This is a genomic window from Streptomyces sp. NPDC002867 (assembly GCF_053591895.1).
In genome coordinates this window covers 1-23,467 of record NZ_JBSFUR010000032.1, presented here as the reverse complement: position 1 = coordinate 23,467, position 23,467 = coordinate 1, and the positions used below count along the sequence as shown (strand labels likewise).

The 23,467-nt window shown below is 71.6% G+C and carries 18 protein-coding genes and 1 pseudogene; 15 read left to right on the top strand and 4 right to left on the bottom strand.

Features of this window, described 5'->3' with window-relative positions; translation table 11 throughout:
- The first annotated feature begins 60 nt into the window (after nt 1–60).
- Complete coding sequence (locus ACWD0A_RS25255) at nt 61–786, top strand: DUF4190 domain-containing protein (protein WP_451301635.1); 726 nt, start codon at nt 61–63, stop codon at nt 784–786.
- Here the strand turns inward: ACWD0A_RS25255 and ACWD0A_RS25250 are convergent.
- A complete protein-coding gene (locus ACWD0A_RS25250; protein ID WP_451301633.1) occupies nt 776–1,393 on the bottom strand; it encodes an NADAR family protein in 618 nt (205 codons plus the stop codon). The two genes, ACWD0A_RS25255 and ACWD0A_RS25250, sit on opposite strands and share 11 nt — an antisense overlap.
- Before the next feature lie 175 nt (nt 1,394–1,568).
- Here ACWD0A_RS25250 and ACWD0A_RS25245 point away from each other — a divergent pair, with 175 nt between their 5' ends.
- The 6 genes from ACWD0A_RS25245 to ACWD0A_RS25220 all read left to right on the top strand — a co-directional run bounded on the left by ACWD0A_RS25245 (nt 1,569) and on the right by ACWD0A_RS25220 (nt 8,785).
- The gene (locus tag ACWD0A_RS25245) at nt 1,569–3,086 is read left to right on the top strand and encodes a gamma-aminobutyraldehyde dehydrogenase (protein WP_451301631.1); all 1,518 of its coding nucleotides are present in this window, start codon (nt 1,569–1,571) and stop codon (nt 3,084–3,086) included.
- 74 nt (nt 3,087–3,160) lie between these two features.
- Nucleotides 3,161–4,408 (top strand): ABC transporter substrate-binding protein, encoded by a 1,248-nt coding sequence (locus tag ACWD0A_RS25240; protein ID WP_307713191.1) that lies wholly within the window; start codon nt 3,161–3,163, stop codon nt 4,406–4,408.
- A 42-nt stretch (nt 4,409–4,450) separates the two neighbouring features.
- On the top strand, nt 4,451–5,620 hold the full coding sequence (locus ACWD0A_RS25235) for an ABC transporter ATP-binding protein (RefSeq protein WP_451301629.1): 1,170 nt from the start codon (nt 4,451–4,453) through the stop codon (nt 5,618–5,620).
- Nucleotides 5,617–6,546: an ABC transporter permease gene (locus ACWD0A_RS25230; RefSeq protein ID WP_307713189.1), complete on the top strand. Its 930-nt coding sequence runs from the start codon at nt 5,617–5,619 to the stop codon at nt 6,544–6,546. The genes ACWD0A_RS25235 and ACWD0A_RS25230 overlap by 4 nt, the downstream gene beginning before the upstream one ends.
- Nucleotides 6,546–7,343, top strand: coding sequence for an ABC transporter permease (locus ACWD0A_RS25225; protein WP_451301627.1), 798 nt, complete (start codon nt 6,546–6,548; stop codon nt 7,341–7,343). Before ACWD0A_RS25230 ends, ACWD0A_RS25225 begins: the two co-directional genes overlap by 1 nt.
- A 29-nt stretch (nt 7,344–7,372) precedes the next feature.
- Nucleotides 7,373–8,785 (top strand): NAD(P)/FAD-dependent oxidoreductase, encoded by a 1,413-nt coding sequence (locus tag ACWD0A_RS25220; protein ID WP_451301625.1) that lies wholly within the window; start codon nt 7,373–7,375, stop codon nt 8,783–8,785.
- Nucleotides 8,786–8,885: 100 nt separating this feature from the next.
- Here the strand turns inward: ACWD0A_RS25220 and ACWD0A_RS25215 are convergent, their stop codons facing one another.
- Complete coding sequence (locus ACWD0A_RS25215; RefSeq protein WP_451301623.1) at nt 8,886–9,494, bottom strand: phosphatase PAP2 family protein; 609 nt, start codon at nt 9,492–9,494, stop codon at nt 8,886–8,888.
- Between the two features lie 309 nt (nt 9,495–9,803).
- The gene (gene gabT, locus ACWD0A_RS25210; RefSeq protein ID WP_307713185.1) at nt 9,804–11,138 is read right to left on the bottom strand and encodes a 4-aminobutyrate--2-oxoglutarate transaminase; all 1,335 of its coding nucleotides are present in this window, start codon (nt 11,136–11,138) and stop codon (nt 9,804–9,806) included.
- A gap of 648 nt (nt 11,139–11,786) precedes the next feature.
- On the opposite strand from gabT, the gene ACWD0A_RS25205 reads away from it, so the two are divergent.
- From ACWD0A_RS25205 to gvpK, 7 genes and pseudogenes are all read left to right on the top strand, one after another.
- Complete coding sequence (locus tag ACWD0A_RS25205; protein ID WP_451301621.1) at nt 11,787–13,913, top strand: ATP-binding protein; 2,127 nt, start codon at nt 11,787–11,789, stop codon at nt 13,911–13,913.
- Between the two features lie 95 nt (nt 13,914–14,008).
- Nucleotides 14,009–15,580 carry a PucR family transcriptional regulator gene (locus ACWD0A_RS25200; RefSeq protein WP_451301619.1) on the top strand — a complete coding sequence of 524 codons (1,572 nt, stop codon included), beginning with the start codon at nt 14,009–14,011 and terminating at the stop codon, nt 15,578–15,580.
- A gap of 341 nt (nt 15,581–15,921) precedes the next feature.
- On the top strand, nt 15,922–16,875 hold the full coding sequence (locus ACWD0A_RS25195) for an EamA family transporter (RefSeq protein ID WP_307713182.1): 954 nt from the start codon (nt 15,922–15,924) through the stop codon (nt 16,873–16,875).
- Nucleotides 16,876–17,039: 164 nt separating this feature from the next.
- Entirely contained in the window at nt 17,040–18,485 is a 1,446-nt protein-coding gene (locus tag ACWD0A_RS25190; RefSeq protein ID WP_451301617.1) for an aldehyde dehydrogenase family protein, read from the top strand.
- Nucleotides 18,486–18,880: 395 nt separating this feature from the next.
- Complete coding sequence (locus ACWD0A_RS25185; RefSeq protein WP_451301615.1) at nt 18,881–19,048, top strand: hypothetical protein; 168 nt, start codon at nt 18,881–18,883, stop codon at nt 19,046–19,048.
- Nucleotides 19,049–19,721: 673 nt separating this feature from the next.
- Nucleotides 19,722–19,943, top strand: coding sequence for a CsbD family protein (locus ACWD0A_RS25180; protein WP_451301613.1), 222 nt, complete (start codon nt 19,722–19,724; stop codon nt 19,941–19,943).
- Between the two features lie 159 nt (nt 19,944–20,102).
- Nucleotides 20,103–20,282, top strand: a pseudogene (gene gvpK, locus ACWD0A_RS25175) (gas vesicle protein GvpK); the annotation flags it as partial.
- Between the two features lie 53 nt (nt 20,283–20,335).
- Here the strand turns inward: gvpK and ACWD0A_RS25170 are convergent.
- On the bottom strand, nt 20,336–20,599 hold the full coding sequence (locus ACWD0A_RS25170; RefSeq protein WP_177151358.1) for a GlsB/YeaQ/YmgE family stress response membrane protein: 264 nt from the start codon (nt 20,597–20,599) through the stop codon (nt 20,336–20,338).
- An 896-nt stretch (nt 20,600–21,495) separates the two neighbouring features.
- On the opposite strand from ACWD0A_RS25170, the gene ACWD0A_RS25165 reads away from it, so the two are divergent.
- A complete protein-coding gene (locus tag ACWD0A_RS25165) occupies nt 21,496–23,430 on the top strand; it encodes an acyl-CoA dehydrogenase family protein (protein WP_451301611.1) in 1,935 nt (644 codons plus the stop codon).
- Nucleotides 23,431–23,467 lie beyond the last annotated feature (37 nt).

Below are 23,467 nucleotides of genomic sequence, written 5' to 3'. Positions count from 1 at the left end.
CGGCCGGTCGGGGCCGGGACCGAGGTCGTAGCATGACCGGACCACCTATGGGGGAGATCCATGTCTGACAACCACGGCAACCAGGGCGGGCCGGCGGGCGCGCCCCAGCCGAACGACCCGTGGGCCCCGCCGGCCGGCGGGGCTCCGCAGGACAGGGTGCCGCTGGACAAGCCGCAGTCCGCACCCACGCCGCCGAGCGTGCACGACCAGCCGACGGTCATCGGGATGCCCGGCGACACCGGCTCCGTGCCGCCGCCCCCGGTCGCGCCGGGCGGGCCCGCGCCCGGCTACGGCTACCCGGCCGCCGCGAGCCTGCCCCAGCCCCCCGCCTCCGGCGCCGCGGGCGGCTTCGGTGCACCCACGGAGGGCTTCGGCGCACCCTCCGACCCGTACGGCGCCGCCTACCCGGGCTACGCGCCGTACGCCGGACCGAACCCGGGCTGGACGCCGAGCCCGGCGAACGGCATGGGCATCACCGCGATGGTGCTCGGCATCCTGTCCGTGTGCCTGTTCTGCCTGTACGGGATCGTCGGCATCATCCTCGGCGTGCTCGCGCTGATCTTCGGCATCCTCGGGCGCAAGCGGGCCCAGCGGGGCGAGGCCACCAACGGCGGCATGGCGCTGTCCGGCATCATCCTCGGTTCCATCGGCATCGCTCTCGGCCTCATCTTCATCGCCCTCGTCGCCTGGGGCATCACCACGGCGATCAACGAGGAGAAGAAGAGGCAGGACGACTACGACTACGACAGCTACTCGAACCACCTGGTCGTCGACGTCACTCGCTGACGTCGCCCGCCCGTGACGTCGGCGGGCCCTCGCCCGCGAGGGCCCGCCGCACCGGGGCCTGCTCCTGGACCCGCAGCTCCTCACGCGCCTCCATCAGCGCGAACCCGAGCAGGTTGAGCCCGCGCCAGCGCGCCGGGTCCTGCGCCCGCTCGTCGTCCGCGGCCAGCCCGATGCCCCAGATGCGGTCGACCGGGCTGGCCTCCACGAGCACCCGGTCGCCGGTCCCCAGCAGGAAGTCCCGCAGCGCGGCGTCCCGGCCGAACTTGTGGACGCTGCCGGCGCGCACGATCGCGAACCGCTCGCGCCGCCATATCGCCTCGTCGAAGCCGCGCACCAGACGCCCCGCCTTCTTCGCCTCGGCGGGGCTCTTCGCCTCCAGTGCCCGGTGTTCCGCCTCCGCGTCCCCGAAGAGCCGGGCCTTGGCCGCCATCATCCAGTGCTCCGCGGTCGCGTACTGCACGCCGTCGACCGCGAACGGCGAGGGCCACCACTGACTCAGGCAGCTCGCTCCGATCCGGCCGTCGCGGCGCGGCGCATGCCCCCAGAAGTGCAGGTACTTGATTCGCTGTCCCTCGGCGGCCAGCTTGATCAGTTCGTCTCTCCCCATGCACGCGAGTCTGTCAGCCGCCCCCGACAGTCCGTCGGGGGACGGCCTCGCTGACGCGACACATGGTCGACCGATTCCGTCGCGTAATCAAAAGGCAACAACGGAATCCCTTGTTGCGTGGGTCACCCTCTGCCAGGATCAGCACTCACTTCGAGCTGGAACAACGGAGAGCATCATGGGCAACGGCCACCGGATGCGGGACCGCTTCGCGGCCGGCACGCAGTACATCGGCGGACGGCTTCGATCCGGCACCTCGGGCCGTACGCAGGACGTGGTGAACCCGGCGACGGGCGAGACCGTCCACACCTACGAGCTCGCGTCGGCCGCGGACGTCGACGCCGCCGTCGCCGCCGCGCGTGAGGCGCTGCCCGGCTGGGCGGGCGCCACCCCGGGCGAACGCTCGGACGCGCTGCACCGGTTCGCGGGCGTGCTCGCCGACCGGGCAGAGGACCTGGCGCACTCGGAGTCCGTCCAGTGCGGCAAGCCGATCAAGCTCACCACCGAGTTCGACGTCCCCGGAACCGTGGACAACACCGCCTTCTTCGCCGGGGCCGCCCGCCACCTCCAGGGCCAGTCGGCCGGTGAGTACAGCGGCGACCACACCTCGTACGTACGGCGGGAGCCCATCGGGACGGTCGGCTCGATCGCTCCCTGGAACTACCCGCTCCAGATGGCGGCCTGGAAGATCCTCCCGGCGATCGCGGCGGGGAACACCATCGTCCTCAAGCCGGCCGAGATCACCCCGCTCACCTCGCTGATGTTCGCCGAGGCCGCCGCGGAGGCGGGCATCCCCGACGGCGTCGTCAACATCGTCAACGGGGCGGGCAGGGACGCGGGCGAGCACCTGGTCGGCCACCCGGACATCGCCATGACCTCGTTCACCGGCTCCACCGCCGTCGGCAAGCGCGTCGCGGAGATCGCCACCGCGAGCGTCAAGCGGCTGCACCTCGAACTCGGCGGCAAGGCCCCCTTCGTGGTCTTCGACGACGCCGACGTCGAGGCCGCCGCCCACGGCGCGGTCGCGGGCTCCCTCATCAACTCGGGCCAGGACTGCACGGCGGCCACCCGCGCCTATGTGCAGCGGCCGCTGTACGACGCCTTCGTCGCCGCCGTCGCCGATCTGATGGCCACGGTCCGGCTCGGGGACCCCCTCGATCCCGCGACCGACCTCGGCCCGCTCGTGTCGCACCTCCAGCGCGACCGCGTCGCCGGTTTCGTCGACCGGGCGCGCGCCTACGCCACCGTCGTCACCGGCGGCGAAGCGCCCCAGGGCGAACTCAAGCGTGGTGCGTACTACCGGCCTACGCTGATCACAGGGGCCGCCCAGGACAGCGAGATCGTCCAGTCCGAGATCTTCGGCCCCGTCCTGGTCGTGCTCCCCTTCGACACCGACGACGAGGGCATCGCCCTCGCCAACGACACTCCCTACGGACTCGCCGCCTCCGCCTGGAGCCGCGACGTCTACCGGGCCGGTCGGGCCACCCGGGAGATCAAGGCGGGCTGCGTCTGGGTCAACGACCACATTCCGATCATCAGCGAGATGCCGCACGGCGGATACAAGGCATCCGGCTTCGGCAAGGACATGTCGGTGTACTCCTTCGAGGAGTACACGCAGGTCAAGCACGTCATGTACGACAACACCGCGAGCGCCAGGAAGGACTGGCACCGCACGATCTTCGGGGACCGTCCGTAACGACATGCGGCTACCGCCGCGTGGTGTCAGGCCGCGTGACAAGCGGCCGAACCCACCCGAAAGGGCAGAGCGTCATGGAGCAGTACGAGTCCGAGCGCCTCTCGGCGGCGCAGATCGCCGCGATGCGGCGCAGCCTGACCAACGGGCGGGGTGCCCTCTCCCGCCGTTCACTGCTGCGCGCGTCCGGCATCGGCGCACTCACGGCCGGCGGCGCCGGCCTGCTGAGCGCCTGCGGCATCCCGCCGGCCAAGCGCGAGGCCGGGGCCGAGGGCTCCGACGACTTCTCGGACAAGGAGAAGCGGCTGACCTTCTCCAACTGGACCGAGTACATGGACATCAGCGAGGACGAGAAGAGCCGTCCGACGCTGCAGGAGTTCACCCGGCGCACCGGGATCACGGTCAAGTACACCGAGGACATCAACGACAACGTCGAGTTCTTCGGCAAGATCCAGCCGCAGCTCGCGGCCGGGCAGGACACCGGCCGCGACCTGATCAACGTCACCGACTGGCTGGCCGCGCGGATCATCCGCCTCGGCTGGGCGCAGAAGCTCGACCCCTCACTGCTGCCGAACGCCTACGCCAACCTCTCCCAGCAGTTCCGCAGCCCCGACTGGGACCCGGGCCGCGCCTACAGCTACCCCTGGACGGGCATCCCCACCGTCATCGCCTACAACATCAAGGCCACCGGCGGCCGCAAGGTGGACTCCGTCACCCAGCTGCTGGACGACCCGAGGCTCAAGGGCCGGGTCAGCTTCCTCACCGAGATGCGCGACACGGTCGGCATGACCCTCCTCGACATGGGCAAGGACCCGGTCAAGGTCACCGACGCCGACTACGACGCCGCGCTCGGCAGGCTCCAGAAGGCCGTCGACAAGAAGCAGATCCGCCGCTTCACCGGCAACGACTACACCTCGGACCTCGACAAGGGCGACATCGCCGCCTGCATCGCGTGGGCCGGCGACCTGATCCAGCTCCAGGTCGACAACCCCGACATCCGCTACGCGATCCCCGCCGCCGGCTACATGACGGCCACCGACAACCTGCTGGTCCCGGCCCAGGCGCGGCACCGGAAGAACGCCACCCGGCTGATCGACTACTACTACGAGCTGCCGGTGGCCGCGAAGCTCGCCGCGTACATCAACTACGTCACCCCGGTCGCCGGAGTCGGCCCGGAACTGGCGAAGATCGACCCCGCGCTGGCCGAGAACCCGCTGATCATCCCGGACGAGGCCATGGCGGCCAAGTCCCACTCCTTCCGTTCGCTCAGCAGCGAGGAAGAGACGGCGTACGAAGAGAAGTTCGCCAAGCTCATCGGCGCCTGACCGCCCCTGTCCTGACGACCCGACACCCTGGGACCGCGACCCATGACCGAGAAGACAGAGGGCGGCGACGTCCGCCTCTCCGGGATCAGCAAGACCTACGGCTCCTTCACCGCCGTCCACCCGCTCGACCTGACCGTCCCGCAGGGGTCGTTCTTCGCCCTGCTCGGCGCGTCCGGCTGCGGCAAGACCACCACCCTGCGCATGATCGCCGGCCTGGAGGACCCCTCCACCGGAACCGTCTCGCTCGGCGCGCGCGACGTCACGGCCCTGCCGCCGCACAAGCGCCCGGTGAACACCGTCTTCCAGAGCTACGCGCTCTTCCCGCACCTGAGCATCTACGAGAACGTCGCCTTCGGACTGCGCCGCCGCGGCGTGAAATCCGTGACGAAACAGGTCGGCGACATGCTCGACCTCGTCCAGCTCGGCGACTTCGCCCACCGCAAGCCGCACCAGCTCTCCGGCGGCCAGCAGCAGCGCGTCGCCGTCGCCCGCGCGCTGATCAACCACCCTCAGGTCCTCCTGCTCGACGAGCCGCTCGGCGCGCTCGACCTGAAGCTGCGCCGCCAGATGCAGCTGGAGCTCAAGCGCATCCAGACCGAGGTCGGCATCACCTTCGTCCATGTCACCCACGACCAGGAGGAGGCCATGACCATGGCCGACACGGTCGCGGTCATGAACGGCGGCCGGGTCGAGCAGCTCGGCGCACCCGCCGAGCTCTACGAGAACCCCCGCACCACCTTCGTCGCCAACTTCCTCGGCACCTCCAACCTCATCGAGGCGGACGTCGTGGACAGCAGCGGCGACGAGGTCGTCGTCACGGCGGGCGGCGGCAAGCTGCGCCTGCCCGCGGACCGCTGTCCCGACGCGGTGCGCACCGGCGGCAGGCTGCTGGTGGGCGTCCGCCCCGAGAAGATCTCCCTCACCGCCGCCGACGCGGCCGACTCCGTCGCCGCCGGCCGGAACGCCGTCACCGGCCGGATCGTGGACTCCTCCTTCATCGGCGTCTCCACGCAGTACGTCGTGGAGAGCCCCGCGGGCAGGGCGCTCGAGGTCTACGCACAGAACGTGGAGCACCGGGCGGGGCTCGTACCGGGCGCCGAGGTCCTCCTGCACTGGAACCCCGAGCACACCTTCGGTCTCGACGCCGCCCAGTCCATGCTTGCGGGGACAGTGGATGTCGCGGGTGTGGAGACGGTGGAGGAGACGCCATGACCGTCACCGAGGCGCCGCCCGCCGCCCCGGCCCCCGCCGGACCACCGGCCCACAAGACGTCCGTGCGCCGCCGGCTCGTCCCGTACTGGCTGCTGCTGCCGGGCATCCTGTGGCTGCTCGTGTTCTTCGCGCTCCCGCTCGTCTACCAGGCGTCGACCTCCGTGCAGACCGGCTCCCTGGAGCAGGGCTTCGAGGTCACCTGGCACTTCGCGACCTACTGGGACGCGCTGACCGAGTACTACCCGCACTTCCTGCGGTCGCTGCTGTACGCGGGCACCGCCACGGTCCTGTGTCTGCTGCTCGGCTACCCGCTCGCCTACCTGATCGCCTTCCGGGCGGGCCGCTGGCGCAATCTCCTGCTGGTGCTGGTCATCGCGCCGTTCTTCACCAGCTTCCTGATCCGTACGCTCGCCTGGAAGACGATCCTCGCGGACGGCGGACCGGTGGTGGAGGTCCTGAACACCGTTGGATTCCTCGACGTCACCAGCTGGCTCGGGATGACCGAGGGCGACCGCGTCCTCGCCACCCCGCTCGCCGTCGTCACCGGTCTGACGTACAACTTCCTGCCGTTCATGATCCTGCCGCTGTACACGTCGCTGGAACGGATCGATCCGCGCCTGCACGAAGCGGCCGGCGACCTGTACGCGACGCCCGCCACGGTCTTCCGCAAGGTGACGTTCCCGCTGTCCATGCCGGGCGTCGTCTCCGGAACGCTGCTCACGTTCATCCCCGCGAGCGGCGACTACGTCAACGCCGAACTGCTGGGCTCCACCGACACGCGCATGATCGGCAACGTCATCCAGTCGCAGTTCCTGCGGGTGCTCGACTACCCGACGGCCGCCGCGCTGTCGTTCATCCTGATGGCGATCGTGCTGATCATGGTCACCGTCTACATCCGCCGGGCCGGAACGGAGGACCTGGTCTGATGCGTTGGATAAGGCGCAACCTCGTGGTGGTCGCGGGCCTGCTCACGCTCGCCTATCTGATCGTGCCGAACATCATCGTGACGGTGTTCTCGTTCAACAAGCCGGCAGGGCGGTTCAACTACTCCTGGCAGGAGTTCTCCACCGACGCCTGGAAGGACCCGTGCGGTGTCGCCGACCTGTGCGGCTCGCTCGCGCTGTCCCTGCAGATTGCGCTGTGGGCGACCATCGGCGCGACCCTCCTCGGCACGATGATCGCGTTCGCGCTCGTGCGGTACCGCTTCCGCGCACGCGGCACGATCAACTCGCTGATCTTCCTGCCGATGGCGATGCCCGAGGTGGTCATGGCCGCCTCGCTGCTCACGCTCTTCCTCAACCTGGGCGTGCAGCTGGGCTTCTGGACCATCCTCATCGCCCATACCATGTTCTGCCTCAGCTTCGTGGTGGTCGCCGTCAAGGCACGCGTGATGTCGATGGACCCGCGTCTGGAGGAGGCCGCCCGCGACCTGTACGCGGGACCCGTGCAGACGTTCCTGCGGGTCACCCTGCCGATCGCCGCCCCTGGAATCGCGGCCGGTGCGATGCTCGCCTTCGCGCTGTCCTTCGACGACTTCATCATCACCAACTTCAACTCCGGAAACACCGTCACCTTCCCCATGTTCGTGTGGGGTTCGGCCCAGCGCGGTACCCCCGTGCAGATCAACGTCATCGGCACGGCCATGTTCGCCGTCGCCGTGCTGATCGTGGTCGCGGGCCAGGTCGTCAGCAACCGGCGCAACAAAGCCGGGCTGCCCCAGTAGGCCCTCCGGGCCCCTAAGGAGTGGAAACCATGGCCCCCGCCGCCATGACCTTCGCCTCGTCCCTCGCCGACGCCCAGCCCGTCCCCTTCTGGCTGGACGACCCCGGCAGGCCAGGTGCGCTGCCCGCTCTCACCGGCACCGAACGCTGCGACCTCCTCGTCGTCGGCGGCGGCTACAGCGGCCTGTGGACCGCGCTCCTCGCCAAGGAGCGCGACCCCGGGCGGGACGTCGTCCTGATCGAGGGCCGGGAGGCGGGCTGGGCCGCCTCCGGGCGCAACGGCGGGTTCTGTGCCGCCTCCCTCACCCACGGCCTCGGCAACGGTCTCGCCCGCTGGCCGGACGAGCTCACGAAGCTGGAGGAGCTCGGGGCGCGCAACCTGGACGCGATCGAGGACACCGTCGCCCGCTACGGGATCGACTGCGACTTCGAGCGCACCGGCGAGATCGACGTGGCCACCGAGCCCCACCAGCTCGCCGAACTCCACGAGCTGCACGAGGAGGCGACCCGGCTCGGCTTCGGCGGACTGGAGATGCTCGACCGGGACGCCGTGCGCGCCGAGGTCGACTCGCCGACCTTCCTCGGAGGTCTGTGGGACCGCGACGGCGTCGCCATGCTGCACCCGGCCAAGCTCGCCTGGGGACTCAAGCAGGCGTGCCTCGGCCTCGGTGTCCGCGTCTACGAGAACACCCGCGGGCTCGAACTCGCGGCCTGCGGACCGGGCATGGCCGTACGCACCCCGTACGGCCGTGTCCTGGCCCGGCGGGTCGCGCTCGGCACCAACGTCTTTCCGTCGCTGGTCAAGCGGGTGCGCCCGTACACCGTCCCGGTCTACGACTACGCCCTGATGACCGAACCGCTCAGCAGCGAACAGCTCGCCTCCGTGGGCTGGAAGCGCAGGCAGGGACTCGGCGACAGCGCCAACCAGTTCCACTACTTCCGCATCACCGCCGACCACCGCATCCTGTGGGGCGGTTACGACGCGGTCTATCCGTTCGGCGGCCGGCTCAGCGCCGAGCTGGACCACCGGCCCGAGACGTACCTGAGGCTCGCCGGGCACTTCTTCCGCTGCTTCCCGCAGCTGGAGGGGCTCCGGTTCAGCCATGCCTGGGGCGGGGCCATCGACACGTGCTCACGGTTCGCCGCGTTCTTCGGCACCGCGCACCGCGGCAGGGTCGCCTACGCCGCCGGGTTCACCGGCCTCGGCGTCGGCGCGACCCGGTTCGGCGCCGATGTGATGCTCGACCTCCTGGGCGGCGAGCGCACCGAACGCACCGCGTTGACGATGGTGCGCAACAAGCCGCTGCCGTTCCCGCCCGAGCCCGTCGCCTGGGCCGGCATCGGGCTCACCAAGTGGTCGCTGGCCAGGGCGGACGCCAACGGCGGGCGGCGCAATGTGTGGCTGCGGACGCTGGACCGGCTCGGTCTCGGGTTCGACAGCTGAGCCGCCGCGGCCTCTCGGGGTGACACGTGCCCGAAGTCGCGTATGAGAGGGGCCCCTTCGCGCTCGCTCTGAGAGCGCGCGACGGCCGCCGACGTCGAACTCACCCGCGACGGCGGCTCCGAGGCCGGTCCGACCGGCTGGAGCCGAGCACCAGCAGCACCGCGCCGAACAGGCACCAGCTGCCCGCCACGTCCAGCGGCCAGTGGTAGCCGCGCAGCACGAGCCCGACGCCCGTCGCCACCGTGAGCACCGCGGCGACGGGCATCGGCCACCGGCGGCGCGTGTGCGGGGCGAGGAGCAGTGCGGCGCCGCAGTAGGCGACCATCGCGGTCGCGGTGTGCCCCGAGGGGTACCAGCCCGTGCCCGGCTCCAGTGGACCCGGGCGGGCGATCCACACCTTGAGCGGGATCACCAGCGCGGGCACCGCCGCCACGGCGAGCACGGTGGCCGACACGGGCCGCCACCGTCCTCCGCGCCACAGCGTCCACACGAGGGCGGCGGTGAGCACGGGCAGGGCGACGGGCATGCTGCCGAGGTCGGCGAGCGGTTCGGTCAGCGCGTCGGGCACGTCGCGGAAGACGGCGCGCCCGAGGCGTTCGTCCGCCCTCCGCAGCGGACCGTGCGCGGCGACCTGCCAGGTGATCAGTGCGAAGAGCGTGCAGCACACCGCGAGCGCGGCGGCCCGCAGACGCCGAGAGGCCGGCCGCATCGGAACAGGGGGGGTGGTTCCGATGCGGCCGGCCGGACCGGTTCGCCGCGCGCCCCGGGGGGTTTGGGGCGGGCGGCCATCCGATCGGTGAGGAGTTCCGGAGCGTGAGGCTCCAGTGGTGTGCGCTGTGGCACGACCGGGTCGGGGCTGGGGGGGCTCCGGCCCGGGGTCGCCCGCGGTTCCCTGCGAGCTGGGTGTTTCTCTCATCTGCAGAAACCGTACGGCAGAGGCCGGGGGACCGACAGACGGATTCCCATCCCGCCATCGGCCCCCCACACTCTCTTCACAGAGCGGCTGCGTCGTCCCCGGTCAGATGCCTGCGAACGCCTGCTCGATGATGTCCAGGCCCTCGTTCAGGAGGTCCTCGCCGATGACGAGCGGGGGCAGGAAGCGCAGCACGTTGCCGTAGGTGCCGCAGGTGAGGACGATCAGGCCCTCGGCGTGGCAGGCCTTGGCGAGCGCGCCGGCGGCCTCCGCGTTCGGCTCCTTGGTCGCCGGGTCCTTCACGAGCTCGATCGCGATCATGGCGCCGCGGCCGCGGATGTCGCCGATGATCTCGTACTTCTCCTGCATCGCGGCGAGGCGGCCCTTCATGACCTCCTCGATGCGCTTGGCCTTGCCGTTGAGGTCGAGCTCCTTCATCGTCTCGATGGAGCCGAGCGCACCGGCGCAGGCCACGGGGTTGCCGCCGTAGGTGCCGCCGAGGCCGCCCGCGTGCGGGGCGTCCATGATCTCGGCGCGGCCGGTGACGGCGGCGAGCGGCAGGCCGCCCGCGATGCCCTTGGCGGTGGTGATCAGGTCCGGGACGATGCCCTCGTCCTCGCAGGCGAACCACTGGCCGGTGCGGCAGAAGCCCGACTGGATCTCGTCGGCGACGAAGACGATGCCGTTGTCGTTGGCGAACTTCACGATCGCTGGCAGGAAGCCCTTGGCCGGCTCGATGAAGCCGCCCTCGCCGAGGACCGGCTCGATGATGATCGCGGCGACGTTCTCGGCGCCGACCTGCTTGGTGATCTGGTCGATGGCCTGGGCGGCGGCCTCGGGGCCGCAGTTCTCCGGGCCGGTGGGCCAGCGGTAGCCGTAGGCGACCGGGACGCGGTAGACCTCGGGGGCGAACGGGCCGAAGCCGTGCTTGTACGGCATGTTCTTGGCGGTCAGCGCCATCGTGAGGTTGGTGCGGCCGTGGTAGCCGTGGTCGAAGACGACGACGGCCTGGCGCTTGGTGTATGCGCGGGCGATCTTGACGGCGTTCTCGACGGCCTCGGCGCCCGAGTTGAACAGCGCGGACTTCTTGGCGTGGTCGCCCGGGGTCAGCTCGGCGAGCGCCTCGCAGACCTCCACGTAGCCCTCGTACGGGGTGACCATGAAACAGGTGTGGGTGAAGTCGGCGAGCTGCGCGGAGGCGCGGCGCACGACGGCCTCGGCGGACGCGCCGACCGAGGTCACGGCGATGCCGGAGCCGAAGTCGATCAGGCGGTTGCCGTCGATGTCCTCGATGATCCCGCCGCCCGCACGGGCCGTGAAGACGGGCAGCACGGACCCCACACCGCCGGCGACCGTGGCCGTACGGCGGGCCTGAAGCTCCTGCGACTTCGGGCCGGGGATGGCGGTGACGACGCGGCGCTCCTGCGGGATTGCGGTCATGAGGGGCTCCTGGGGTGTATCCGGACGCTTCTTGTCTTTCTCCGCAGGCTAGGGGCGGGGAGGGGATGCGGGCATGCGCCGTTCGGGAGTGTTGGGGGTGTGTCGTTGTCCTCGACGGCCATAGGCGGGGGCGCGCGAGGGCCGGGGCGGCCCGGCGGCTCCCCCCGGCGGCCGGATCGACTCCCGGCCCGCGTGGACGCACGGGGCGCGGGTGCGGCCCCCGGCCCGGGCGTGCCGCTCGATACCGGGCACGGGGGCGGCCGCCCGCGGCCTTGGTGTCCACGCGCGCCGTCGTCCGCCGGGCCGGGCCGCCCCGGATGGCCTGCTGCCCTCAGCCGGGCGCGTGCGGCCCGCTGGGCCGATCGGCGTACGGACGTGCCGTGCTGAGGTGCGCCCGGCCGGCCGCGGGGGCGGATGCCGCCCGTGGCGGTCGTCGGTCTCCTGTTTGCGCTCGGCGAACGGGGCCACGGCGCCCAGCCGGCCGTGCGGCCCGGCGCCGGAGCGGCACGTCACTCGGCGGGGGCGACACGGCCCCGTACGGTGCCCACGGGCACGACCGCACCCGCGCGAGTCGCTGAACTACCCGCGCGGGGGCACTAGATTGACGGTGCACAGAGCGGGCCTGGCTGGTCAGGGGGCAGCGGTTCAATGGAATCCGAAGGCACATTCGACGCACGCGGCACACGCGCCAATCCCGTGCCCCGTCCGGCCGGACCACCGCCCGAGGCGCCCGCACCGCCCGCACCGCCCATGCCGCCGGGCACGCCCGCCGTGCCGGGGCACGCCCCCACGACCCGCCCCGCCGTGCTGGAGTGGCTGCGCACCCCGCGGCCCCAGGCCGAGCCAGGGGTGTGGCGGCTCGGGCACCGCCCGCGCCCTCAGGAGGAGCCCGAACTCGTCCCGGCCAGGCGGCTGTTCTCCGGCGCGCTCGTCTCGCTGCTCAGCGGCTGGCTGCTGTGGTCCCTGCTCTGGAACGGCTACCTCGGTCGCTACTGGCTGTGGCCCCTCCTCGTGCTCACCCCCGACTCCTGGCGCGCCGACGCCACCACCTGGGCCAACGCCAGCTACGTCTACTACGCCGTGGTCGGCGGCGGAATGCTGGTGTTCTTCGCCCGCGTCGGCCACGTGCCCGAGATCTGGCAGCGCTACGTCGTCCGCCGCCGCAAACCCGCCCGACCCGCCCCGCCCACGCCCGAGGCCGACCTCGCCGACTGGCCCGAGCTGCGCGGCGCCGGGCTCTCCGACGCCGCCGCGCGCCTCGGGGAGGCCGCCCGTTCCGGGGCGCTCGGCGACGTCGACTACGCCCGCATCCGGCGCGCCTGGCAGGGCGTCCACGCCCGGCCCGAACGGCTCGCCGCCTTCGCGGACACCGTCCGCAGGCACGGGCCCGCCGCCTGCGCCCACCCCTCGGGCCTGCGGGACCTGCCCGTACGCACCGCCACCCACGATCTGGTCACCGGCCAGGTCAAGATCGGCACCGTCGTCGACGACGCCCGCAATCCCTACGCCCGGCGCACCACCGGCGTGGCCCTGGAGCCCGCACTGCTCGGGACCTCGCTGCTCGCCGTCGGCCCCTCGGGGTCCGGCAAGAGCGTGCGGCTCGTCCGGCCCGTCGTCGAATCGCTGTGCCTGCTCGCCCTCGCCAACCGCGCCGTCGTCGTCGCCGTCACCGCCCACGGCTCCGCCGTCGCCCCGGACGGCGACTTCGACCTGGTCGTCTCCGTGGGCCGGCCCGGATCCACCCACGACCTCGATCTGTACGGCGGCGCCGACGACCCCGACGAGGCCGCCCGCATGCTCGCCGAGGCGCTCGTCGGCGACCTCGCGGCCGGCCTGACCGGCGGGGACAGCCGCCGCGCCGCCACCGCCCTCGCCCAGCTCATCGGTCCCTACCAGTGCGTCCACGGCCGCTTCCCGGCGGTCCCGGAGCTGCGAGAACTCCTCGGCGGCGCGCCCGCGGCCCTGGACGGCCTGCGCTCGGCGCTGGAGGCCGCGGGAGAGGCCTCGCAGCTGCGCGAACTCGACGCCCGCGAACGGCAGTCGGCGCGCGGCGAAGACATCGGCGTCCTGCTCGCCGAGCGGATCGCGTTCCTGGACCGGCCCGCCTTCGCGGACTTCTTCCGTACCGACGGCGACGGCCGGCAGTTCTCGCTGCGCTCGATCGAGCACCCGCTGCGCGTCCGTATCGACCTTCCCGAGCGCGGCCACGCCGAGGCGTCCCGGATCATCGCGCGGCTGGTGCTGGCCCAGTTCACCGAGGCCGCGCTGACCCGCACCGACCGCTCGCTGTTCGCCTGCCTGGTCCTCGACGACGCCTCGTACACGGTCACCGGTGACTCGGTGCGCGCCGTCCAGCGGCTGCGCAGCGCCAACGCGGGCGTCGTGTTCGCGCTGCGGACGCTGGAGGACGTGCCGGAGCCGCTGCGCGGACCACTGCTCGGCGCGGTCGGCTGCCGCATGGCGTTCGCCGGGCTCGCCCCCTGGGACGGCGGGCACTTCGCCGAGACCTGGGGCACCGAGTGGGTGCAGACCCGGGACATCACCAACCGGCAGATCGTCTCCGACGAACCGCTCACCAAGGCGTTGCACATGATCCGCCGCCTGGCCACCGGCAAGGCCGCGACGGCCGAGGCGGTGACCGTGCGCGAGGTCGAACGCCCCCGCTGGTCGGCGTCCGACCTGGCGCACGGGCTGCCCGCCGGCCACGCGGTACTGTCGCTGACCAGCGTCCGGGGCGAGCACGCACCGCCGCTCCTGGTCGACCTGCGGACCTGAGCGGATTCCCGGACTGCTACGCCCTGGCAGAATCGAGGTAGGCCGTTCGTACGGGACGGCGAAAACCACACCTCTGCTCGAAGGGCCCCCGGTCCATGCCGCCCACCCTCGCCTCGCTCGTCCAGCACTCGGCGCTCAAGCTCACCGTGCGCGCCGGTGAGGACCGCCTCGAGACGCCCGTGCGCTGGGCCCATGTCAGCGAGCTCGCCGACCCCGTTCCGTACCTGGAGGGCGGCGAGCTGCTGCTCGTCACCGCCATGACCCTGGACGCCGAGGACCCCGAGGCGATGCGGCGCTATGTGCGCAGGCTGGTCGCGGCGGGCGTGGTCGGCCTCGGCTTCGCGGTCGGCGTCAACTACGAGGACGTGCCCGACGCGCTGGTCGAGGCGGCGAAGGAGGAGCGGCTGCCGCTGCTCGCGGTGCCGCGCCGCACACCGTTCATCGCCATCTCCAAGGCGGTCTCGGCCGCGATCGCCGCCGACCAGTACCGGGCCGTGACCGCCGGTTTCGAGGCACAGCGCGAGATGACCCGTGCGGCGCTCGCCGAGGGGCCGGCCGCGGTCGTGGCCCGGCTCGCCGCGCACGTCGACGGCTGGGCCGCCCTGTACGACGCCTCCGGCGCGGTCGTGGCCGCCGCCCCCGAGTGGGCGGCCCGCCGGGCCACCCGCTTCACGGGCGACGTGGAACGGCTGCGGGAGCGGTCCGCGCCCGCGAGCGCGGTCGTCGGCGGTGCACAGGGCGACGACCGGGTCGAGCTGCAGTCCCTCGGCTCCGGCCGCCGTGTGCGCGGCGCGCTCGCCGTCGGCACCGGGGCGCCCCTCGGCACGGCCGAGCGCTACGCGGTCCACTCGGCCGTCGCCCTGCTCACGCTCGCCACGGAACGGTCCCGCTCGCTCCAGGCCGCGGAACAGCGCCTCGGCGCCGCGGTGCTGCGGATGCTGCTGGCCGGTCAGCCGGACCACGCCCGCGCGGTCGCGGGCGACCTGTACGGCGGGCTGCTCGACGCACCCTTCCGGCTGCTGATCGCCGAGCTCTCGGGAGAGCCGGACACCGACGCCGGCGGTGACCCGCTCGCCGCGTTCGCCGAATCACTGGAGTCGTCGGCGGCCCGGGCCGGCGAGGCGGTGCTCGTCGTGCCGGAAGGCGACGGCCGACTGGTGGTGCTGGCCGCGGACGGCGGCGCGGTGGTCGCGTCCTGCACGGCGGCGTACGCGGCCATGGAGGCCGAGGACGCGGAGACCGTCGTCGGGCTCTCCGCGCCGACGGGGCCGATAGCGGCCGCCGGGGCGTACAAGCAGGCCGAGCAGGCGCTGTCGGTGGCCCGGCGGCGGGGCCGCGCGCTGGTCGAGCACGAGGAGCTCGCGGCCGGTTCGATCCTGCCGCTGCTCGCGGACGACGCCGTGCGCGCTTTCGCCGACGGCATGCTGCGCGCCCTCCACGAGCACGACGCCACCGGCCGCGGCGACCTCGTCGCGTCGCTGCGCGCCTGGCTGTCCCGCCACGGCCAGTGGGACGCGGCGGCGGCGGACCTCGGCGTGCACCGCCACACGCTGCGCTACCGGATGCGCCGCGTCGAGGAGATCCTCGGCCGCTCCCTGGACGACCCGGACGTCCGGATGGAGCTGTGGCTGTCCCTGAAGACGACGTCGGCACCCGCGTCCGACTGACGTCGCCGCACAGGTGCCCCGTGGCGCCCGTGACTTCGGCACCCCGACGGCACCGGCTGCGCAGCCGGCGCTCCGGGCCGGGTGACCACGCTCCGCCGTGCCCCCACGGCGTGCGTGGGCTGTCGGGCCGCCCCGCCCGCGCCCGTGCCGTCGGGGTGCCCGGAGAGGCGAAAACTGCACCGGTGACGGAAAACCCTCATCGCAGCGAAGAATGTGCCGCCTGGCTGCCCGATCCCGGGCAGAATCATTGCAGTTCGCTCGGTGACTTCCTATCTTCCTGGCTTGTGATCGCGCGCGCCGGCCGACGGCAGGCCCGCGTACGGAGGAGACGAGGAGCACCGATGCCCCCACGCGTTACCGGCAAGGACGTGACCGTCGAGGGCGTCGAACCCGCTGTCCCCCAGGGGCGGCGGATCAGCGGTGCCGTCTGGGCCGCCCTCGTCATCGTGTACGTCGTCTGGGGGTCCACCTACCTCGGCATCCGCGTCGCGGTCGAGACCATGCCGCCCTTCCTGTCGGCCGCCGCCCGGTTCGTCGTCGCGGGCATCGTCCTCGGCGCGCTCGTCGCCTGGCGCTACGGTCCCTCGGCGCTGAAGGTCACGCGGGCCCAGCTCGGCTCCGCCGCTCTCGTCGGCCTGCTGCTGCTCCTCGGCGGCAACGGGCTGGTCGTCCTCGCCGAGACCTCGGTGCCCTCCGGGCTGACCGCGCTGCTCATCGCCGTCGTCCCCGCGTGGGTCGTCGTCCTGCGCAGGTCCTTCGGCGAACGCCCTGGCCCCGGCGCCTACCTCGGCGTGCTGCTGGGTCTCGCCGGACTCGCCGTCCTCACCCTGCCCGGGCTCAGCGGCGACGTGCGGATCGGCGGCGTGCTCACGGTGGTCGTCGCGACCGTCCTGTGGGCGGTCGGCTCGTTCTCCTCGTCGCGCATCCCGATGCCGGCCAACCCGTTCGCGGCCAGCGCGTACGAGATGGTCGCGGGCGGCCTCGGCTGCGCCGCCGTCGCCCTCTCCCGCGGCGAGCAGCACGGCTTCCGTCCGGAGGACGTGTCCGCCCGGTCCTGGACCGCCCTCGCCTACCTGATCGTCTTCGGTTCGCTGATGGCGTTCACCGCGTACGCCTGGCTGCTGCACTCCGCTCCGCTGTCCCTCGTGGCGACGTACGCCTACGTCAACCCGGTCGTCGCCGTCCTGCTGGGCGCGCTCGTCCTGGACGAGCGGCTGTCCTGGCCGATCGCCGTCGGCGGTGCGGTCGTCGTGGCCGGTGTGTGCCTCATCGTCAGCACCGAACGGCGCCGCTGACCCGGCCTTCGGCCCACGTCCCGGCGACAGCGTCCCGCTCTCTCGCCAAAGCGTCGCAGACCGCCCGGCGACCAGTACACCCCGGACAAACACATCCGCCGGTTCGCGGTCCTACGGTGGGCACAGACCAACCCCATCTACTTCGGAAGGGCCGGGACCCGGACATGACTTCCACCCACGCCTTCTGGCTCGCCGGCCGCCAGGCCACCGGCGAGGCAGCCTTCGACGTCACCTCCCCCTGGGACGGCCGGGTCGTCGGCCGGGTCTCCGTGCCCACCGAGGCGCAGGTCGAGGAGGCCGTCGCCGCGGCGCACGCCGTGATCGACGAGTTCGCCGCGACCCCGGCCCACGTACGCGCCGCCGCCCTGGACCACGTCTCGAAGCGCCTCGTCGAGCGCACCGAGGAGATCGCCCGGCTGATCTCCGCCGAGAACGGCAAGCCGGTCAAGTGGGCGCGCGGTGAGGTCGGCCGTGCCGTCTCCGTCTTCCGCTTCGCCGCCGAGGAGGCCCGCCGGTTCAACGGCGGCGAGGCCCAGCGGCTCGACACCGACGCCGGCGGCCAGGGCCGCCTCGCGCTGACCCGCCGCTTCCCCAAGGGCGTCGTCCTCGGCATCGCGCCGTTCAACTTCCCGCTGAACCTGTGCGCCCACAAGATCGCTCCGGCGATCGCGGTCGGCGCGCCGATCATCCTCAAGCCCGCCCCGGCCACCCCGCTGTCCGGGCTGATCCTCGGTGAGCTGCTCGCCGAGACCGACCTGCCCGCCGGCTCCTGGTCCGTGCTGACCGTCCCGAACGAGCAGATGCCCGCCCTCGTGAAGGACGAGCGCCTGCCGGTCATCTCCTTCACGGGCTCCGACAAGGTCGGCTACGCGATCATGGACTCGGTCCCGCGCAAGCACTGCACGCTGGAGCTCGGCGGCAACGGCGCGGCGGTCGTCCTCGCCGACTTCGCGAGCGAGCAGGACCTGGACTGGGCGGCGACCCGCATCGCCACCTTCTCCAACTACCAGGGCGGCCAGTCCTGCATCTCCGTGCAGCGCGTGATCGCCGACGCGTCCGTCTACGACCGGCTGCTGCCGAAGATCGTCGCGGCGGTCGAGGCCCAGGTCACCGGTGACCCGTCCGACTCGGCGACCGACGTCGGCCCGCTCGTCAGCGAGGACGCCGCCAAGCGCGTGGAGTCCTGGGTCGACGAGGCCGTCCAGGGCGGTGCGAAGCTGCTGACGGGCGGCAAGCGCGACGGCGCGAGCTACGCGCCCACCGTCCTCACCGACGTCCCCGCCGACGTCACCCTCGCCTGCGAGGAGGTCTTCGGCCCCGTCCTGACGGTGACGAAGGTCGACGGCGAGGACGAGGCGTTCGCCGCCGTCAACGACTCCAAGTACGGCCTGCAGGCAGGCGTGTTCACACACGACCTGCAGACCGCCTTCCGCGCCCACCGCGCCCTGGAGGTCGGCGGCGTGATCGTCGGCGACGTCCCGTCCTACCGCGCCGACCAGATGCCCTACGGCGGCGCGAAGCAGTCCGGCGTCGGCCGCGAGGGCGTGGCCTTCGCGATGGACGACTACACGTACGAGCGAGTGCTGGTCCTCACGGGCCTGGCCCTCTAGTACGTCACCGAACCAACGGCCGGAGCCCACTGTGCGGGGGCTCCGGCCGTTGCTTTTCACAGACGCTGGTGACGTCGGCCCCAGTGTGGCGAGGTTGATCAGCAGGCGGCCGTAGCCGCGCGGGAGGCGCTTCCGCTCAGCCGGCCAGCGCTCCGGTACGGGCCGCGAACTCGCGCAGCCCCTGCACCTGGGCGGGCCCACCCGACAAGGGCGCGCCGCATCCTCGTTACCGGTGTCGGCGCCCACCCCGGCTTCGGGCTGACCCGCGGCCTCACCCGCCTCGGCCACAAGGTCATCGCCGCCGACGCGAACCCGCTCGCCCCCGGATTCCGCATCGTTTGCGAGCCCGCTACGGGGACATACGCAGAGACGGCTGGACCGTGAAAGGACCCGACATGAGTGCTGGAGAGAAAGCCAAGGCTGAGATCGAACGAGTTGCCGGCAAGGCTGTGAAAAAGGCAGCCCATTCGATAGGTAAGGAGACCCTGGCAGCCAAGGGCGCCGCCCTGGAGGCCCGGGGTGAAGTGCGGCGGGCCAAGGAGAAGGGCAAGGGCACGTTCTGATGACCGTGCGGCGGCTGTCTGCTGTCGCGGCTGACACGAACAGGACCCACCGTGAGATCACCAGCCCTGAGGACCGAGGTTGCCCAGCGGCCGGCGCGACCATGCCTGACGGGTCTCGCCGGCCTGGCCTCGCCCGTATTGGTCGCTTCGCCCTCTGACGACCATGGGCGATCAGTCCCTCGGACCATCAAGAGCCTCGGGCGCCACTAGGCACGAAACGCGGCGCGTTGCAAACGCCGTAGCGCCAGTCCCATGCCCCACATCGTCAGTCGCACCCCCCACGCCGCGAATCGCACGAGCATGCGGCGGCGGACGGATCGAGGCTTCCAGCGAGCGAGGGCCCGACGCCTGCGCCTCTTACGTCCGCGCCGCCTCGAGGCGAACATCACGCGTGCCTCCTGTCGGCCATCAGACGACAGACAGCAAAAAGAAGTGACCTTGCCGAGCCACCCAGGATCATGTACTCCGGGTCCGGGCCCGGTATCAGGACCTTCATGATGATTCCGCCGGGCAGGCAGGCCCATAAGAATCCAGTCGATGAAACCCATGGAGCGCCTCTTGTCGACGCGCACCCACGCATAAATCCGTCTGCGCCGCCCACACGATTCCAAACCTCGGAGCCACCGATTTTTCGGTACTGGCGTGTTCTCCGTCATATCAGGTAGGCGTCGGATTGGTACCCCTGAGCCCAACGCCCCTCAGGGAACGTGGAGGTGAGAAGAATGGGCGCAGGCAAGAAGATCAAGAGCGTCCCGAAGACCACCAAGGCAAACCGAAGGAGACCACCGGCAAGGCCGTCGGCGACGAGAGCCTGGAGACGAAGGGGCGGGTCGAGCAGGCAGCAGGCGATGCCGAGCAGACCGCTCACAAGGCGAAGGACACGCTGAAGCATTGACCACCCGTGACCCCTCGATGCGGGGTCTGCGCGAGGGGTACGCGAGGGCTGGCGGAAGTCGGAAAGGTCTTCCGTCGGCCCTCGAGCTTGTGTTGTTGCCATCGGGGCTCGTGCGTGGCGGTCGGGGCGGTCACGCAGGCTGTCGGACGCGGCGGCGGGCAAGCCCTGCGCCGCGTGGACGCCGGCGGCCTCACCGACGAAGAAGAGGGGGAACTCGGTGCAACGTTGCTCGCCCTCCACGACAAACGTGCCGACCTCTGCGCCGAACACGGCTACTCACTCGAAGACCTCAACCTCGACCTCGGCCCGCTCGGCCCACTGCTCCCACCCCGAGACTAAAGACCACCGCCGCGCCGCACCCCGCAGTCCGGCCGCCCACGACCTCCGTTTACTCAATCCTTGGCGCGGACTACAAGCCTGTAGACGCCCAGGAGGATGAGGGAGCCGACAATGGCGGCGATCCACGTAGAGAGCTCGAAGAAGCCGTCAATGGATTCGACTCCGAAAATAACCTTGCCGAGCCATCCGCCCAGAAGCCCCCCAGCGATGCCGATGAGTGGCGTGACGATACAGCCACCGGGGTCGCGGCCCGGCATCAGGAACTTCGCGATGATGCCGGCGAACAGCCCCAGCAGGATCCAGCCGATGATGCCCATGGCGCGCCCCTTCTCTACGCATAAATCATGCATAAATCCGTCTGCCCGCCTGTCGGACTTCAAACCGCTGGGCAGCGCATCGGCATCCTGTTCAGCCCGCTGAGGGATGCGGCCGCGGCGAAGGGGAAGGCGCCAGCCGGGCGGGCGGGCGGGAGATGGGAACACGAGGGGCCAAGGATGCGGGGAGATTAGGGCAGACGGGTGAAGATGCGGGCTGAAACCACCCGCCGTTCGTGCAGGTGGGAGAGAAATTGCAGGTCAGATGCCCTGTAGGGAGCACGCTGTGCGGGGGCTCCGGCCGTTTTCGTCTCTCTGCGTGCACAGGACCGTTGAACCGCAACCGCACCAGCAGGCTGCACCCAAGGTCTCCCGAGCGGGAGGCCCGTCAGGATCGAGGACCGTCCCACCCCGCGTCGAGGACGAGCTCTCCCTCCACAGCGGCGGCAGCCTCCGGGACGCCGTCGACATGGCTGACGAGCGCCTGGCGCGTCCATCAGCGTGTGGAAAGGGGCGGGTGGACCGGGGGAGTCTCACCCCCGGGCCAACCGACCCCACTGAGGGCTGGGGTGGTGGGCGCAGCCGACGGACCGGAGGGCTGGAGTCAGTTGTTGACGCGGTCCATGAGCTGATCGGGGCAGCGCGGACCCGGCGGACCGCCCCCTGAGCGGCGTCATCCAGGCCGTGGTCCCCGCCCACGCGCCCGGCCTGGTCACTTCCCGCCCGGGCTGAGCGGGCCGCGGTGCTGTATAAGCGCCGAGCGCGGCGCACAGGGCGCGCGAAGTCTGGTGAGAGTCGGCCGGATCGGGTAGAGACTCACAAGTAGCACCGACCGGTAGTTCCCCACGGATTCGAGTGATTCCAGGACTCCACCACACCGCGGCGAGGTGACTTCCTTCATGTCCGCACCGACCAAGCCCAAAGTCTCCGAGCGTGAAGCCCGCCAGGTCGCCGAGGCGGCGCGCGAGCAGGACTGGCGGAAGCCCAGCTTCGCCAAGGAACTGTTCCTCGGCCGCTTCCGGCTGGACCTCATCCATCCCCACCCCCTGCCGTCCACGGAGGACGCGCAGCGCGGCGAGGAGTTCCTCGCCAAGCTCCGCGACTTCTGCGAGACGAAGGTCGACGGCGCGCAGATCGAGCGCGACGCCAGGATCCCCGACGCGGTGATCGACGGCCTCAAGGAGCTCGGCGCCCTCGGGATGAAGATCGACACCAAGTACGGCGGCCTCGGACTCACCCAGGTGTACTACAACAAGGCCCTGGCCCTGGCCGGCTCCGCGAGCCCGGCGATCGGAGCGCTGCTCTCCGCCCATCAGTCGATCGGCGTACCCCAGCCGCTGAAACTTTTCGGCACGCAGGAGCAGAAGGACACCTTCCTGCCGCGGCTGGCCCGCACCGACATCTCCGCGTTCCTGCTCACCGAGCCGGACGTCGGCTCCGACCCGGCGCGCCTGGCCACCACCGCCGTCCCCGACGGGGACGACTACATCCTCGACGGGGTCAAGCTCTGGACGACCAACGGCGTCGTCGCCGACCTCCTCGTCGTCATGGCACGGGTGCCGAGGAGCGAGGGACACAAGGGCGGCATCACCGCGTTCGTCGTCGAGTCGAGCTCGCCCGGCATCACCGTCGAGAACCGCAACGCCTTCATGGGCCTGCGCGGCCTCGAGAACGGCGTCACCCGCTTCCACCAGGTCCGCGTCCCGGCGGCGAACCGCATCGGCCCCGAGGGCTCCGGCCTCAAGATCGCCCTGACCACCCTCAACACCGGCCGGCTCTCCCTGCCCGCGATGTGCGCCGGCGCGGGCAAGTGGTGCCTGAAGATCGCCCGCGAGTGGACCTCCGTCCGCGAGCAGTGGGGCAAGCCGGTCGCCCGCCACGAGGCCGTCGGCGCCAAGATCTCCTTCATCGCCGCGACCACCTTCGCCCTCGAAGCCGTCCTCGACCTGTCCAGCCAGATGGCGGACGAGAACCGCAATGACATCCGCATCGAGGCCGCCCTCGCCAAGCTGTACGGCTCCGAGATGGCCTGGCTGATGGCGGACGAACTGGTCCAGATCCGCGGCGGCCGCGGCTACGAGACCGCCGACTCCCTCGCCGCCCGCGGCGAACGGGCGGTCCCCGCCGAGCAGTTGCTGCGCGACCTGCGGATCAACCGCATCTTCGAGGGATCGACGGAGATCATGCACCTGCTGATCGCCCGCGAGGCGGTCGACGCCCACCTCGCGGTCGCCGGCGACATCATCGACCCCGACAAGTCCCTCGGCGACAAGGCCAGGGCCGGGGCGCAGGCCACCGCCTTCTACGCCCGCTGGCTGCCCAAGCTGGTCGCGGGCCCGGGCCAGCTCCCGCGCTCGTACGCCGAGTTCCACCCGCGCGGCCACGCGGACCTGTCGGCCCATCTGCGCTACGTCGAACGGGCCGCGCGCAAGCTCGCCCGGTCCACGTTCTACGCCATGTCCCGGTGGCAGGGCCGGATGGAGACCAAGCAGGGCTTCCTCGGCCGCATCGTCGACATCGGCGCCGAACTGTTCGCGATGAGTGCCTCCTGCGTACGGGCGGAGCTGCTGCGGACCACCGACGACCACGGCCGCGAGGCGTACCAGCTTGCCGACGCCTTCTGCCGGCAGTCCCGCATCCGTGTCGAGGAGCTCTTCGGCCGGCTCTGGAACAACACCGACGACCTGGACCGCACGGTGGTCAAGGGCGTTCTGGCCGGCACGTACACCTGGCTGGAGGAGGGCGTCATCGACGTGAGCGGCGACGGCCCCTGGATCGCGGACGCCACTCCCGGCCCCTCCCGGCGGGAGAACGTGCACCGGCCGATCCGCTGAGCGGCACCGGGGTGCGGCCGGACGTCACCGGCCGCAC

What these genes read in the sequence shown, in the direction of transcription:
- ACWD0A_RS25255 (WP_451301635.1), top strand. Translation starts at nt 61, where the DNA reads ATGTCTGACAACCACGGCAACCAGGGCGGGCCGGCGGGCGCGCCCCAG.
- ACWD0A_RS25250 (WP_451301633.1), bottom strand. Translation starts at nt 1,393, where the DNA reads ATGGGGAGAGACGAACTGATCAAGCTGGCCGCCGAGGGACAGCGAATC.
- ACWD0A_RS25245 (WP_451301631.1), top strand. Translation starts at nt 1,569, where the DNA reads ATGGGCAACGGCCACCGGATGCGGGACCGCTTCGCGGCCGGCACGCAG.
- ACWD0A_RS25240 (WP_307713191.1), top strand. Translation starts at nt 3,161, where the DNA reads ATGGAGCAGTACGAGTCCGAGCGCCTCTCGGCGGCGCAGATCGCCGCG.
- ACWD0A_RS25235 (WP_451301629.1), top strand. Translation starts at nt 4,451, where the DNA reads ATGACCGAGAAGACAGAGGGCGGCGACGTCCGCCTCTCCGGGATCAGC.
- ACWD0A_RS25230 (WP_307713189.1), top strand. Translation starts at nt 5,617, where the DNA reads ATGACCGTCACCGAGGCGCCGCCCGCCGCCCCGGCCCCCGCCGGACCA.
- ACWD0A_RS25225 (WP_451301627.1), top strand. Translation starts at nt 6,546, where the DNA reads ATGCGTTGGATAAGGCGCAACCTCGTGGTGGTCGCGGGCCTGCTCACG.
- ACWD0A_RS25220 (WP_451301625.1), top strand. Translation starts at nt 7,373, where the DNA reads ATGGCCCCCGCCGCCATGACCTTCGCCTCGTCCCTCGCCGACGCCCAG.
- ACWD0A_RS25215 (WP_451301623.1), bottom strand. Translation starts at nt 9,494, where the DNA reads ATGCGGCCGGCCTCTCGGCGTCTGCGGGCCGCCGCGCTCGCGGTGTGC.
- gabT (WP_307713185.1), bottom strand. Translation starts at nt 11,138, where the DNA reads ATGACCGCAATCCCGCAGGAGCGCCGCGTCGTCACCGCCATCCCCGGC.
- ACWD0A_RS25205 (WP_451301621.1), top strand. Translation starts at nt 11,787, where the DNA reads ATGGAATCCGAAGGCACATTCGACGCACGCGGCACACGCGCCAATCCC.
- ACWD0A_RS25200 (WP_451301619.1), top strand. Translation starts at nt 14,009, where the DNA reads ATGCCGCCCACCCTCGCCTCGCTCGTCCAGCACTCGGCGCTCAAGCTC.
- ACWD0A_RS25195 (WP_307713182.1), top strand. Translation starts at nt 15,922, where the DNA reads ATGCCCCCACGCGTTACCGGCAAGGACGTGACCGTCGAGGGCGTCGAA.
- ACWD0A_RS25190 (WP_451301617.1), top strand. Translation starts at nt 17,040, where the DNA reads ATGACTTCCACCCACGCCTTCTGGCTCGCCGGCCGCCAGGCCACCGGC.
- ACWD0A_RS25185 (WP_451301615.1), top strand. Translation starts at nt 18,881, where the DNA reads ATGAGTGCTGGAGAGAAAGCCAAGGCTGAGATCGAACGAGTTGCCGGC.
- ACWD0A_RS25170 (WP_177151358.1), bottom strand. Translation starts at nt 20,599, where the DNA reads ATGGGCATCATCGGCTGGATCCTGCTGGGGCTGTTCGCCGGCATCATC.
- ACWD0A_RS25165 (WP_451301611.1), top strand. Translation starts at nt 21,496, where the DNA reads ATGTCCGCACCGACCAAGCCCAAAGTCTCCGAGCGTGAAGCCCGCCAG.